The organism is Achromobacter sp. NCFB-sbj8-Ac1-l (assembly GCF_052695805.1).
In genome coordinates this window covers 4,448,992-4,462,412 of sequence record NZ_CP199812.1, presented here as the reverse complement: position 1 = coordinate 4,462,412, position 13,421 = coordinate 4,448,992, and the positions used below count along the sequence as shown (strand labels likewise).

General features: G+C 67.2%; 9 protein-coding genes. 6 read left to right on the top strand and 3 right to left on the bottom strand.

All coding sequences use genetic code 11. The annotated features are described in order from the left end of the window. Positions 1 to 76 precede the first annotated feature (76 nt). Positions 77 to 1,075, top strand: a complete 999-nt coding sequence (locus tag ACUDP5_RS20390) for a DUF4892 domain-containing protein (protein WP_445657056.1) — start codon at positions 77 to 79, stop codon at positions 1,073 to 1,075. 104 nt (positions 1,076 to 1,179) lie between these two features. Here the strand turns inward: ACUDP5_RS20390 and acnA are convergent, their stop codons facing one another. After that, positions 1,180 to 3,885 carry an aconitate hydratase AcnA gene (gene acnA, locus ACUDP5_RS20385; RefSeq protein WP_263913543.1) on the bottom strand — a complete coding sequence of 902 codons (2,706 nt, stop codon included), beginning with the start codon at positions 3,883 to 3,885 and terminating at the stop codon, positions 1,180 to 1,182. A 309-nt stretch (positions 3,886 to 4,194) separates the two neighbouring features. Continuing rightward, on the bottom strand, positions 4,195 to 5,124 hold the full coding sequence (locus ACUDP5_RS20380) for a LysR family transcriptional regulator (RefSeq protein ID WP_445657055.1): 930 nt from the start codon (positions 5,122 to 5,124) through the stop codon (positions 4,195 to 4,197). A gap of 118 nt (positions 5,125 to 5,242) precedes the next feature. Here ACUDP5_RS20380 and ACUDP5_RS20375 point away from each other — a divergent pair, with 118 nt between their 5' ends. The 3 genes from ACUDP5_RS20375 to ACUDP5_RS20365 all read left to right on the top strand — a co-directional run bounded on the left by ACUDP5_RS20375 (position 5,243) and on the right by ACUDP5_RS20365 (position 8,775). After that, a complete protein-coding gene (locus tag ACUDP5_RS20375) occupies positions 5,243 to 6,130 on the top strand; it encodes an SDR family oxidoreductase (RefSeq protein WP_445659195.1) in 888 nt (295 codons plus the stop codon). Continuing rightward, complete coding sequence (locus ACUDP5_RS20370) at positions 6,127 to 7,662, top strand: AMP-binding protein (protein ID WP_445657054.1); 1,536 nt, start codon at positions 6,127 to 6,129, stop codon at positions 7,660 to 7,662. The genes ACUDP5_RS20375 and ACUDP5_RS20370 overlap by 4 nt, the downstream gene beginning before the upstream one ends. Before the next feature lie 129 nt (positions 7,663 to 7,791). Continuing rightward, positions 7,792 to 8,775: a Bug family tripartite tricarboxylate transporter substrate binding protein gene (locus ACUDP5_RS20365; RefSeq protein ID WP_445657053.1), complete on the top strand. Its 984-nt coding sequence runs from the start codon at positions 7,792 to 7,794 to the stop codon at positions 8,773 to 8,775. 74 nt (positions 8,776 to 8,849) lie between these two features. Here ACUDP5_RS20365 and ACUDP5_RS20360 read toward each other — a convergent pair whose 3' ends face one another. Continuing rightward, complete coding sequence (locus ACUDP5_RS20360; protein ID WP_445657052.1) at positions 8,850 to 9,758, bottom strand: LysR substrate-binding domain-containing protein; 909 nt, start codon at positions 9,756 to 9,758, stop codon at positions 8,850 to 8,852. 118 nt (positions 9,759 to 9,876) lie between these two features. Between ACUDP5_RS20360 and ACUDP5_RS20355 the strand changes: the two genes are divergently transcribed. Next, positions 9,877 to 10,902: a pirin-like C-terminal cupin domain-containing protein gene (locus tag ACUDP5_RS20355; RefSeq protein WP_263913547.1), complete on the top strand. Its 1,026-nt coding sequence runs from the start codon at positions 9,877 to 9,879 to the stop codon at positions 10,900 to 10,902. Positions 10,903 to 11,205: 303 nt separating this feature from the next. Further along, positions 11,206 to 13,410 (top strand): TonB-dependent receptor, encoded by a 2,205-nt coding sequence (locus ACUDP5_RS20350; protein WP_263913548.1) that lies wholly within the window; start codon positions 11,206 to 11,208, stop codon positions 13,408 to 13,410. Positions 13,411 to 13,421: the final 11 nt, after the last annotated feature.

The window sequence follows — 13,421 nt, the reverse complement described above, 5'->3', positions numbered from 1 at the left end:
GCGGGTTGGAAACGGCAGAGCGGCTATGCATAATGGCTGCCGCCCGCCTTCGCGGGCGTTTCCTTGTGTTGGACGCATGCCGGCGCTGCCGGCGGGGGAGATAAAGATCGTGAAAGCGCCTATCGTGGCATCCGCAAGTCTGGCCATCGCCGCCCTGTGCCTGGGTGCCGCGCAGCCCGCCTGGGCCGAAGACGTGCCGGGGTCGAGCGACCATCCCGCGCTGACGCGTTTCAAGGGTGCCGAGATCCGCGCCTACGAACGCAAGGACTACGACGAAGCCTTCATGCCCAACCAGCCGATTGCCGAGGAAGCGACGGCCAAGGTCCTGGAACTCGAAGGCAAGGTCACCCGCATTTCATATCGCATCGGCGGCGACAAGTCGGCGCTCGAGGTGTATCGCAACTACCAGGGCGCCTTGCAGTCGGGCGGCTTCAAGACCGTGTTCGAATGCAAGGGCGACGATCAGTGCGGCCGCGACTTCCAGGCGTTCGTCAACAACGGCGGCAAGGTCCGCCCCACCGGGCAGGGCGATGCCGCGTTCGGCGGCAAGTACTACGTGGTGCTGGCCAAAAAGGAAGCGCCCTCGGGTGACATCTATGTGTTCCTGGACGTGATGGAAGACGCGTCCAACCAGATCACGCCGGTCTACGTGCAGGTGCTCGAGACCCAGCCCATGCAGACCGGGCAGGTCCAGGTGCTGGACATGGCCGCCATGCAGAAATCGCTGGCGGAATCGGGCCGCGTGGCCGTCTACGGCGTGTACTTCGATACCGACAAGGCCGAGGTCAAGCCCGAATCCAGGGCGGCGCTGGACGAGATGGGCAAGCTGCTCAAGGCCAACGCCAACCTGAAGGTCTACGTGGTGGGCCATACCGACAATCAGGGCACCCTGGCGCGCAACCTGGAGCTGTCGCAAAAGCGCGCCGATGCCGTGGTCAAGGCGCTCGAAACCGACTACAAGATTGCCGCCGCGCGCCTGTCGCCGCGCGGCGTGGCCTCGCTGGCGCCGGTGGCGGCCAATGACGCCGAAGCGGGCCGCGCCAGGAATCGCCGCGTGGAATTGGTCGTCCAGTGACGCGGCGCATTGCCTGATGCCTGGCGCCGCGAAGCGTTCGAAAGCCCAAAAAAAGCCCCCGGAACCGTCAGGTTCCGGGGGCTTTGTCTTGCTTGCCCAGGCGCTTACGCGGCCAGCAGCTGGCGCAGCACGAAGGGCAGGATGCCACCGTGCTGGTAGTAGTCGACTTCGATCGGGGTGTCGATGCGCAGCAGCACCGTCACATCCTGCTTCGAGCCATCCTTGCGGGTGATGGTCAGCGTGACGTCCTGCATCGGCTTGATGCCGTTTTCCAGGCCCGAGATGTCGTAGGTTTCTTCGCCGGTGATGCCCAGCGACTGCACGCTGTCGCCGCCCTTGAACTGCAGGGGCAGCACGCCCATGCCGACCAGGTTGCTGCGGTGGATGCGTTCGAAGCTGCGGGTGATGACGGCCTTCACGCCCAGCAGCTGGGTACCCTTGGCGGCCCAGTCGCGCGACGAGCCGGTGCCGTATTCTTCGCCGCCGAACACCACGGTGGGCGTGCCGGCCGCCACGTACTTCATGGCCGCGTCGTAAATGGACATCTGTTCGCCGCTGGGCTGGAACAGCGTGTCGCCGCCTTCGAAGCGGCTGCCATCGGCCAGCGGGGGAATCATGAGGTTCTTGATGCGCACGTTGGCGAAGGTGCCGCGCATCATGATTTCATGGTTGCCGCGGCGCGAACCGTAGCTGTTGAAATCGGCCTTCATGACGCCGTGTTCCTTGAGCCACTTGCCCGCGGGCGAGGTTTCCTTGATGGAGCCGGCCGGCGAGATGTGGTCGGTGGTGACCGAGTCGCCGAACACGCCCAGCGCGCGGGCGTTCTTGACGGCGGGCATCGCGCCCGGTGTCATGCCGAAGCCATCGAAGAAGGGCGGTTCGGCGATGTACGTGGAATCGGGCCAGTTGTAGGTGTCGCCGTTGACGCCCTTGATGTTTTCCCAGAGCTTGCCCGGGTTGCTCTTGACCTGGCCGTAGTTGGCCTCGAACGCCTTGGGGTCCAAGGCGTACTTGAGCAGCGATTCGACTTCTTCGGTGGTGGGCCAGATGTCGCCCAGCCAGATGTCGCCCTTCTTGCCACGGCCCACGGGCTCGGTCATCAGGTCGCGCGTGACCGTGCCGGCCAGGGCGTAGGCCACGACCAGCGGGGGCGAGGCCAGGAAGTTGGCCTTGATGTTCGGGTGGATGCGCGCTTCGAAGTTGCGGTTGCCGGACAGCACGGCCGAGCAGACCAGGTCGTTGCTGGTGATGACGTCGTTCAGGTCGGGCGTCAGGTCGCCGGCGTTGCCGATGCAGGTGGTGCAGCCGTAGGCGGCGACGTCGAAGCCCAGCTTTTCCAGGTAGGGCAACAGGCCCGTCTTGGTCAGGTATTCGGTGACCACGCGCGAGCCGGGGGCCAGCGAGGTCTTGATGTGCTTGGGCACTTTCAGGCCGGCTTCGACGGCCTTCTTGGCCAGCAGGCCCGCGGCCAGCAGCACGCTGGGGTTGGACGTGTTGGTGCACGAGGTGATGGCGGCGATGAGGATGTCGCCGTTCTTGACCTTGGTGCCGGTGCTGGTGGTGAAGGTCTGCTGCAGCTTCTCGGCGGGCTGGTTGAAGCCGTTTTCGGCCACCGGCTTGGAGAACAGGTCGATGAAGGTGTTCTTGACGTTGCCGATTTCGATGCGGTCTTGCGGGCGCTTGGGGCCGGCCAGCGACGGGGCGACGGTGGACAGGTCCAGCGTCAGCAGCTTGGTGAAGTTGATGTCCTTGGCGGCGGGCACGCCGAACATGTTCTGCGCCTTGAAGTAGGCTTCGAACGCGGCGATCTCGTCTTCGGTGCGGCCGGTGCCGCGGAAGTAGTCGATGGTGCGGCCGTCGACCGGGAAAAAGCCCATGGTGGCGCCGTACTCGGGCGCCATGTTGCCGATGGTGGCGCGTTCGGCCACCGACAGGCTGGCCGTGCCTTCGCCACAGAATTCCACGAACTTGCCGACCACTTTTTCACGGCGCAGCATTTCGGTAATGGTCAGGACCAGGTCGGTGGCGGTGACGCCGCCGCGCAGCTTGCCCTTGAGTTCCACGCCGACCACGTCGGGGGTCAGGAAATACACCGGCTGGCCCAGCATGCCGGCTTCGGCCTCGATGCCGCCCACGCCCCAGCCGACCACGCCGATGCCGTTGATCATGGTGGTGTGGCTGTCGGTGCCCACCAGGGAGTCAGGGTAGTAGACGTTGTTCTTCTTGTCCTGGTGCACGCCGCGCGCCAGGTATTCCAGGTTGACCTGGTGGACGATGCCGAAGCCCGGGGGCACCACGCCGAAGGTGTCAAAGGCCTGCATGCCCCACTTCATGAACTGGTAGCGCTCTTGGTTGCGCTTGAATTCCAGCTTCATGTTCAGGTCCAGCGCGTCCTTCGTGCCGAAGTAGTCGATCATGACCGAGTGGTCGACCACCAGGTCGACCGGCACCAGGGGTTCGATGCTCTTGGGGCTCTTGCCCATCTTGTCGGCCACCGAACGCATGGCGGCGATGTCGGCCAGCAGGGGCACGCCGGTGAAGTCCTGCAGCACCACCCGGGCGACCACGAAGGGAATTTCGTCTTCGCGCTTGGCGTTGGCTTGCCAGGCGGCCAGCTGGCGCACGTGTTCTTCAGTGACCTTCTTGCCGTCGCAGTTGCGCAGCACCGATTCCAGCACGATGCGAATGGAGACCGGCAAACGCTGCACATCGATGCCCAGGGACTTGCCCAGCGCCGGCAGCGAGTAGAACTGACAGGACTTGTTGCCGATCTTGAAATTCTTGAGTGTGTCTAGGGTGTTGTGCGGCATGATGGACTCCGTGGTTTCGCCCGCGTAAAGCCGGCATTTTCAGGCGTTTCGACGCGTTTGTCATTGTAGGCGACAGCGGCGCGGTCTGGCTGGTGTCTTATATCTTATATAAGACTTGAAGGGCACGTCAAAGTTCCTCGGCACCGTCAGGTCCTGGCTGCGCCCGGCAATCCGGGCCCCGCCTGGGGCGCCCCGGTATCTGGCGCCCGTCGAGGGCTGCATGCCCAAAGCGCTACTTTGGAGCAGGCGCGCCATCCCTGCAAGTCCCCTTTTTTTAACAAAGAAGTCCTACAGGCGCATGGCGGCCGGTCAGGCCAGGAAATCGCGCAACAGCGGCTCCAGTTCTGTTTTCAGGAAGTCCACCAGGGCGCGCTGGGCCGTGGACGGGTAGGGGGTGGGCGAGGTCAGGATATAGAGCTTGTCGCCCGGCCCCTCGGCCTGGTAGGCCTGTAGCACCGGGGCCAGCCGCCCGGTCCGCAGGTCGGGCTGCACGATGTAGGCCGGCAGCAGCGCCACCCCCGCGCCGTCGCGGGCGGCCTGGGCCAGGAAGGGGAAGTATTCGGATTGCAGGCGGGGCGCCAGCTTGGTCTCGTATACCTGGCCCTTGCGGTGCAGCCGCAGCGTCACCTGGGGCTTGGGACCGGGCGGGGCCAGGAAGTCCAGCCGGCCCAGGTCGCGCGGGTGGGCGGGGGCGCCCATCCGCGCCAGGTAGTCGGGTGCGGCGCACAGGTGCCACTTGATGCGGCCCAGTTCGCGCGCCACGTAGTCTTGGGGCGGGGTCGAGATGACCCGCAGCGCCACATCGATCTCGGACGAAATGAGGTCGCTCACCCGGTTCGAAAACAGCACCCGCAGGCTGAGACTGGGATGGTTCAGCGCAAAGCGCACCAGCAGCGGGCGCAAGGCTTCCAGTTCGCCCAGGCCGGTAGGCAGGCTCAGGCGTACGTGGCCGGTGGGTTCGGTGCCCAGCTTCTGCAGGGCGTGGCGGGCCGATTCAACCTCGCGCGCCATGCGGGCGCCGTGTTCGTACAGCACCGTGCCTTCGTGGGTCAGTTCCAGTCGGCGGGTGGTGCGCCGGATCAACTGGGCGCCAAAGGCGCGTTCCAGCTTCTGCAGGTTGCGGCTTACGTGCGAACGCGTCACGCCCTGGCGCAGCGCGGCTTCGCTCAGCGTGCCGGCTTCCACGATGGTCACGAACAGCTGGATCAGGTTCAGGTCCAGGGCGGGCAGGGCGGCCATGGCTTGCCTCATTGTTGCCTGTCAGGAAACATAGTTTAGTCATATCAGGGCATTGTCGCGGAACAAGGCCATTGATACTCTGAAATCAAACACAAGGAGACACCCCATGCGACAAACCATGTTCCGCGCCGACCTGTTCCAGGGCCAGCGCATCCTCGTCACCGGCGGCGGCACCGGGCTGGGCTACGCCATGGCCCGGCAGTTGGCGGCGCTGGGCGCCACGGTGCACATCTGTGGACGCCGCCTGGCGGTGCTGGAGCAGGCCGCCGAGGCGCTGCGGCGCGATTTTGGCGGCCAGGCCCATGCCCATGCGGTGGACATCCGCGACGCCAGCGCGGTGGACGCCATGGTGGCTGGCATCTGGGCCGATCACGGCGGACTGGACGCGCTGGTCAACAACGCCGCCGGCAATTTCATCAGCCCCACCGAAAAACTGTCCGAGCGCGGCTTCAACGCCATCGCCGACACGGTGTTTCGCGGCACGTTCTACATGACGCAGGCCGTGGGCAAGCGCTGGATCGCCACGGGGGCATCCGGGGCGGTGGTGTCCATCGTGGTCACCTGGGTCTGGACCGGTTCGCCCTTCGTGGTGCCCTCGGCCATGTCCAAGGCCGGCATCGACGCCATGACCAAGTCGCTGGCGGTGGAATGGGGCCGTCGCGGCATCCGCCTGAACGCCATCGCGCCCGGGGTCATTCCCACCGAGGGTGCGTCGGCCCGGCTGCGGCCCAACGATACGGGCACCGACGCCCTGGTCAGGCAGAACCCCATGCAGCGCCTCGGCCAGGACCAGGACATCGGCGAACTTGCCGCTTTCCTGCTGGCGCCGGGCAACGACTGGATCAACGGCCAGACCATCGCGCTGGACGGCGGCGACTACCTGGCCAACGGCGCCTACTTCAAGCAGTACTTCGAATGGACCGACGACGACTGGGCCGCGGCCCGCGCCGCCATCGAGGCGCGCAATGCCGAAGACAAGGCGCAGCGTTCGGCGGGCCGGGCATGAGGGCGTCGGAGCATCGCGCCACGGCGCCCGCAGCGTCCGCTGGCGCCGGACAGATCATCGTCGGCGATGCCGTGCTGGACCGCGCCACGCTGGCCGAGCGCGGCGAGCAGGTCGCGGCCGGGCTGGCGGCGATGGGGGTGGGTGAAGGCGACGTGGTGGCGGTGCTGCTGCGCAACGGCATGCCCTACCTGGAAATCATCCAGGCCTGCAAGCGCCTGGGCTGCTACTACTGCCCCATCAACTGGCACTACACGCCTTCCGAGGTGGCCTTTCTGGTGACCGACAGCGGCGCCCGGCTGCTCATCGCCGAAGCCGATCTGTGGCCGGCGGTGCAGGCCGCGCTGCCCGCCGACCTGCCCGCCTTGCGGGTGGGCGCTGCGGGCGCCGCCGACGACTACGCCGCCTGGCGCGACGCGCATGCCCCCTACGACGGCCCCGTGGTGGCCCCGCGTGGCCACATGGCCTATACGTCGGGCACCACCGGCCGCCCCAAGGGCGTGGTGCGTGAACCGTTTCCGCTGGATCAGCTGCCGCAGCGCCTGGCGGCCGTCGAGGCCGTCGTCGAACAGGCCTATGGCTTGCGGGCCGGCTGCCGGGCACTGCTGCCGGCGCCTATCTACCACAGCGCGCCCAGCGTCTTTGCCCAGGTGGCGCTGCGGGTCTGCGATACGCTGGTCGTCACCCCGCGCTTCGATCCTGTCGAGGTGCTGCGCCTGATCGAACGGCACCGCATCGACACGATCTACCTGGTGCCCATCATGTATGTGCGCCTGTTGAAACTGGACCCTGCGGTGCGCGCGTCGTTCGACCTGTCGTCGCTGCGTTTCGTGGCCTCCACCGGGGCGCCGTGCGCACCGGCGCTCAAGCGCGCCATGATCGACTGGCTGGGGCCCGTCATCCACGAAACCTACGCGTCCAGCGAGGCCGGCATGGTGACGGCCATCGGCTCGCAAGAGGCGCTGGTGCGGCCCGGCAGCGCCGGTCGGCCCATCGGCGGCGCGCAGGTGCGCATCGTCGGCGAGGACGGCGCCGCGTGCGCACCGGGGCAGGTCGGCCGCATTTTCGTGCGCCAGCCGGCCTATGCCGACTTCACCTATCGCAACCACCCCGACGCCCGCCGCCGCATCGAGCACGACGGCCTGATCGGCCTGGGCGATCTGGGCTACGTGGATGAAGACGGCTACTTGTTCGTGTGCGACCGCGAATCCGATCTGGTCATTTCGGGCGGCGTGAACATCTACCCGGCGGAAATCGAGCACCACCTGATGCAGTACCCGGGGGTGGCCGATTGCGCGGTGTTCGGCGTGCCCGACGACGAGTTCGGCGAGCGCCTGCTGGCGCTGGTGCAGCCGGCGGCGGACGCGCACGTGCAGCCCGAAGAGGCGCTGCTGTGGCTGGCGGGGCGCATTGCGCGTTTCAAGGTGCCGCGCGAACTGCGCCTGCAGGCCGCATTGCCGCGCGACGACAACGGCAAGATCGCCAAACGGCGCCTGCGCGACACCTTCTGGGCCGGCCAGGAAAGGAAGGTGTAGCGCGCATCTTCGCTCGATACAAGAACACAACGCCGCGTCCGTGACCGCCAGGCCTGGCGCGGTTGCCCATGCAGCACCGCCAGCGCAAGCCCATATTGCGCATCACACAATGACACTGGGGAGACAACCATGTCGAGGATGATTCACACGTTCGGCCGCCTCTCGGCCGCCCTGTTGCTGACTGCCGCCGGGGCGTTGCCGGCGTGGGCGGCGTTTCCCGACCACCCGGTCAAGCTGGTGGTGCCGTATACGCCGGGCGGGTCGGCCGACCAGCTGGCGCGGGTGCTGGCCGAGCGGCTGTCGCAGGAACTGGCGCAGCCCGTGGTGGTGGAAAACAAGCCGGGCGCCAACACCATGATCGCCGCCACCCAGGTGGCGCGGGCCCAGCCCGACGGCTACACGGTGTTCCTGGCCAGCAACGCCAGCATGGTGCTCAACCCCATGCTTTACCAAAAAATCTCGTACGACGCCGCGCGCGATTTCCGCGTGCTGTCGGTGGTGGCGGAATTGCCGCTGGTGGTGGTGGCCAACAACGACGTGCCGGCCGCCACGCTGGCGCAATTCGTCGACTATGCCCGCGCCCGGCCGGGCAAGCTGAACTACGCCTCGGTGGGCATCGGCAATCCCTTGCAACTGGCTACCGAGCTGTTGAAGTCGCGCACCGGCATCGACGTGGCGCACATCCCTTACAACGGCAGCGCGCCCGCGCTCAGTTCGCTGATGAGCAACGACACACAGCTGATGGTGGACGTCATCAGCACGTCGTTGCCGCTGGTGCGCGACAAGAAGCTCAAGGCGCTGGCGGTGACCACCCGTGAACGCCTGCCCGTGCTGCCGGACGTGCCGACCGTGGCGGAAAGCGGCTTTGCGGGGTTTCGCGCGGCCACCTGGTTTGGCCTGGCCGTGCCCAAGGCAACGCCGTCGGCCGAATCCCGCCGCCTGCAGGAGGCCGTGGCGGCGGTGATGCGGCAGCCGGACTTTCGCGATCGGTTCCAGGTGCAGGGACTGGTGATCCAGGCGCCGCGCAACCAGGCCGAGGTCGACGCCTATGTGGCCGAAGACCGCGAGCGCTGGGGGGCGGTGATCCAGGCCAACCAGATCAAGCTGGATTGAGGCGCGTCATGGCCTGGGCGATCCCCGGCTGGGCGCCTCCAGGTCTTGGGCCCGCCGGGCCAAGCGGCGCGCGCTCAGGCCACCAGCGCCGGCAGTTCCGCCACCGCGAACTCCAGGAAGCGCCGCAGCGCCAACGGCGCGCCGCGGCGGGCGGGCATGACCGCGTAGATGCGTGCCGGCGCCGTGTGCCAGGCGGGCAGGATCTGCACCAGGTCGCCCCTGGCCAGCGCGCCGGGGCACAGGTAATGCGGCAGCAGCGCCACACCCAGCCCGGCGCGCGCCATTTCGCGCAGCGCCGCCAGGTTGCTGCTCAGGCACCGCGGCCGGAATTCCACGGATTCGGCTTCGCCTGCCGGGCCGACGAAATGCCAGCTTTGCGGACTGTCCTGCGTAGCATGGGCCAACAGGGGCAGCGTGTTCAAGTCGCGCGGGTAGCGCGGCGCGGCCAGGGCCATGCCGGGGGCGCACACAAGAATCAAGGGCACTGGCGCCAGCTCGCGTGCGACCAGCCGGGAATCGGTGAGCGAGGCGCCCTGGGCGCGGAAGGCCAGGTCGTAGCCTTCGCCCACCAGGTCGATGATCTGGTCGCGGGTGTCCAGCAGGACGCGCACGCCGGGATGCTTCAGGCAGAAGCGGGCCACCAGGTCGCCCACCAGGGTCACGGCCAGCGCCGACGGCGCCGTCATGCGCAGCAGGCCACTGGGCGTGTCACCCATCGACGCGGCCAGGTCGAAGGCGCTGCGGGCTTCGCGCGCCATGGCCAGGGCGTGCACGTAGATCTGCTCGCCCATCGGGGTGAGCGACACCCGGCGGGTGTTGCGCTGGAGCAGGCGCATGCCCAGCCGCGCCTCCAGTTCGGCCACGCGCCGGCTCAGCTTGGAGCGCTGCATGTTCAGCACGCGGGCGGCGGCGGAAAAGCCGCCTTTCTCCACCACCTCGCTGAAAAGCAGAAGATCGTCGAGGTGATGGATGTACGTGTTCATGGGGTTTACGCGAAGAATTGTCCTGCTTAACAGGACAATTATTCCTGAAATCCGACTCTACTGTGCGCCCGGCAGAACCCATAAGCTCTGCGTCAGGTAATAACCAGGCAGCACATCCTTGACCATCCGCCTCAGCCCCCCCGTGGCCCGCCCCTTTGAACCGGCGGGCGACGCCTGTTCCCTCCGTCAATTCCGCCATACCGATTTCCCGCAGGGCATGTCGCCCCTGGTGCTGGTGGACCATTTCGTCATGACCGGCCCTACCTTTGCGCCGCACCCGCATGCGGGCATGTCGGCGGTGACCTTGCTGCTGGAAGACACGCGCGGCGCCATGCGCAGCCGCGACAGCGTGCACCACGACCACGAGATCCGCGCGGGCGACCTGCACTGGACGCTGGCCGGCCGCGGCATCGTGCACACCCAGCAACCGGTGGGCGAAGCCCGATTGAATGGCTTGCAGATGTTCGTCAACCTGCCGGAGCGGCTGAAATCGCTGGCGCCGGACACCTCGCTGCTGCGCGCCTGGGAGATGCCGGTCATCCAGACCGATGCCGGCCGCGTGCGGGTGGCGGCGGGCCGCTATGGCGGCTGGGAGGCGCCGCTGCATACCCCGGAACCGTTGCTGGTGCTGGACGGCTGGCTGCGGCCGGGCGCGTCGCGCCTGGTGCCGTTGCCGGCCGGGTGGAACGCCTGGCTGTACACGGTGCAGGGCGAATTGGGCGTGCGTGCGCGCCACCAGACCACGCCGGCAGCGGTCGGGGCGCCGACGGCGGCCGGCTGGGTAGGGCCCACGGCGGGTCGAGCACCTGGCGCAGGGCCTGCGAAAGGCGCTGCCGGGGCGTCCCCCGCTGCGGCGGGCAAACGGCCTGCGGCCAGCGTCAAAAGCGTGGTGGATCCCGATTTTGCCATCTTGTCCGAGGGGGCTGCCTTGGCCGCCTCGGCGGACAGCGACGGGCTGCTGCTGTTGATCGCGGGCAGTGCGCCCGCGCATTTCGTGCTGGTGGCGGGGCCTGCCATCGACGAACCCGTGATCCAGCGCGGCCCGTTCGTGATGGCGAGCTCACGTGCCTTGTCGCAAGCCATGGCGGCGTACGAAGCGGGGGAGTTCGGCACGTTGCGGCAAGAGGCGGGCGTGCAGGGGTGAGGCCGGGCAGGCGCTGACCCCGGGCTGAACGTCGGGCGGCCCCGTCGGCGCCTGATGTGCCCCAGGCGTTGTAACGCTGCAACAAGTGGTAATTTCTATATAAGGGACGCAATGAGAATGATTCCGTTTTATCTAGAATCTATCTCGCACGATCTCAATCCCCTTTGGTGAACAGGCTCGCCAGGGCCGGCCCGTCCGGCCCCGCGGCAGTTCGAGTGGCCAGCCGTTGACCCGCGTGACCCTCCATCGGGATGTTTGCGATTCCCAGCTTCTTGCGAAGCGCCCGCCTCTTGATATCCCGATATGAAACTACGAACTCTTGCGTGCGTGGTCGCGGCCTTGCCGTATTCCATTGCCCATGCCCAATCCACCGCGCCCGCCGCCGCCAACAGCCCCGTCGTGTCGATGGAAGCGATCAAGGTCGAGGCCAGCGCCGACGCCTCGGCCGGCGGCCTGGCCCAGCCCTATGCGGGCGGGCAGGTGGCGCGTGGCGGCCGCATCGGCGTGCTGGGCACGCAGGACATCATGAGCACCCCGTTCAGCGTCACCAGCTATACCAACGAGCTGATCCAGGACAGGCAGGCGCGCAGCGTCGGCGACGTGCTGCAGAATGATCCGGGCGTGCGCGTGGCGCGCGGCTTCGGCAATTTCCAGGAATCGTATTTCATCCGCGGCTTCATCCTGAGCTCGGATGACGTGGCCTACAACGGGCTGTACAGCCTGCTGCCGCGCCAGTACATCGCCACTGAACTGTTCGAACGCGTGGAAGTGCTGCGCGGCGCGACCGCCTTTTTGACCGGCGCGGCGCCCAACGGCGGCGGCATCGGCGGCGTGATCAACCTGGTGCCCAAGCGTGCGCCGAACGATCCGCTGACCCGCATCACCACCGGCGTGTCCAGCGGCGGCCAATTCCAGGTGTCCACCGACATCGCGCGCCGCTTCGGCCCGGACGACAGCACCGGCATCCGCATCAACGCGGCGCAGCGCAGCGGGGACACGGCCATCGACGACGAACATTCCCGCACCAGCCTGGTGTCGCTGGGCCTGGATTGGCGCTCGGCCGATACGCGCCTGTCGGCCGACATCGGCTTCCAGGAAAACAAGCTCAAGCGCGCCCGGCCGAACGTCAGCGTCGTGGGCCTGAAGGACCACGTGCCCGCCGCGCCCGATGCCAGTTCCAACTATGCGCAGCCCTGGTCCTATTCCAACGAGCGCGACTGGTTCGGCACGGTGCGCGCCGAGCACGATTTCAGCGACAAGCTGACCGGCTGGGCGGCGTTCGGCATGCGCCGCAGCGACGAGGCGAATTCGCTGGGCAACGTCACGTTGACCAACGCGTCCACGGGGGCGGGCAATTTCTACCGCTTTGACAACACCCGCGAGGACAGCGTCAATACGGGTGAAGTGGGGCTGCGCGCCAAGGTGCGCACCGGCCCGGTGGGGCATGAATTCGTGGTGTCGGCGTCTTTCTTCGACCTGAAGAAAAAGAACGCCTACATCATGGACTACGCCAATACGTTCCCGACCAATATCTACGACCCGCAGTCGTATTCGCAGCCGGCGTTCAGCGCCAAGGCGCTGCGCGGCAACGATATCGATGATCCGGCGCTGCAAGGCCGCACGCGCACCAGCAGCTACGCGTTCGGCGACACCCTGTCGTTCCTGGACGACAAGGTGCTGCTGACCCTGGGCATTCGCCACCAGCGCCTGTCCTCGCGCAGCTATGCCTACAACACCGGCAAGGAAAACGGCGCCTACGACCAGAGCCGCAATTCGCCGGCCGCGGGCCTGGTGTTCAAGGTGGCGCCCAGCGTGTCCCTGTATGCCAACTACATCGAAGCGCTGGTCGCGGGGGACACCGCGCCCACGGTCGCCAATGGCAAGCCGGTACCCAATGCCGGCGAGAGCCTGGCCCCGTATGTGTCCAAGCAGAAGGAAATCGGCGTCAAGTACGACGGCGACGGCCTGGGCGCGGGCCTGGCGCTGTTCTCGACCGACAAGCCGCGTGCGTCCTACGATGCGTCCAACAAGTTCACGGCCTCCGGCAAAGATCGCCACCAAGGCGTCGAGGTGACCGTGTTCGGCGAACCGATCAAGACCGTGCGCGTGCTGGGCGGCCTGACCTTCCTGGATGCCAAGCAGCGTTCCACCGGCAACACCGCCATCGACGGCAACCGCGTGATCGGCGTGCCGCGCTTCCAGGCCAACCTGGGCGCGGAATGGGACATTCCCGGCGTGCAGGGCCTGGCCGTGGACGGCCGCGTGGTCTACACCGGGGCGTCCTATGCGGACGATGCCAACACGCTCAAGGTGCCCGGCTGGACGCGCTTTGACGCCGGCCTGCGCTACATGATGGACGTGGACGGCCACGTGGTGACGCTGCGCGCCCGGGTCGACAATATCGCCAACCGCAATTACTGGTCGTCGGTGGGCGGCTACCCCGGCAACGGCTACCTGGTGCTGGGCGGCCCGCGCACGTTCTCGCTGAGCGCCAGCATGGACTTCTGATCGGTCCCGGT

Excerpts from the sequence above, each read along its gene's own strand:
- ACUDP5_RS20390 (WP_445657056.1), top strand. The coding sequence starts at position 77 with ATGCCGGCGCTGCCGGCGGGGGAGATAAAGATCGTGAAAGCGCCTATC.
- acnA (WP_263913543.1), bottom strand. The coding sequence starts at position 3,885 with ATGCCGCACAACACCCTAGACACACTCAAGAATTTCAAGATCGGCAAC.
- ACUDP5_RS20380 (WP_445657055.1), bottom strand. The coding sequence starts at position 5,124 with ATGGCCGCCCTGCCCGCCCTGGACCTGAACCTGATCCAGCTGTTCGTG.
- ACUDP5_RS20375 (WP_445659195.1), top strand. The coding sequence starts at position 5,243 with ATGTTCCGCGCCGACCTGTTCCAGGGCCAGCGCATCCTCGTCACCGGC.
- ACUDP5_RS20370 (WP_445657054.1), top strand. The coding sequence starts at position 6,127 with ATGAGGGCGTCGGAGCATCGCGCCACGGCGCCCGCAGCGTCCGCTGGC.
- ACUDP5_RS20365 (WP_445657053.1), top strand. The coding sequence starts at position 7,792 with ATGTCGAGGATGATTCACACGTTCGGCCGCCTCTCGGCCGCCCTGTTG.
- ACUDP5_RS20360 (WP_445657052.1), bottom strand. The coding sequence starts at position 9,758 with ATGAACACGTACATCCATCACCTCGACGATCTTCTGCTTTTCAGCGAG.
- ACUDP5_RS20350 (WP_263913548.1), top strand. The coding sequence starts at position 11,206 with ATGAAACTACGAACTCTTGCGTGCGTGGTCGCGGCCTTGCCGTATTCC.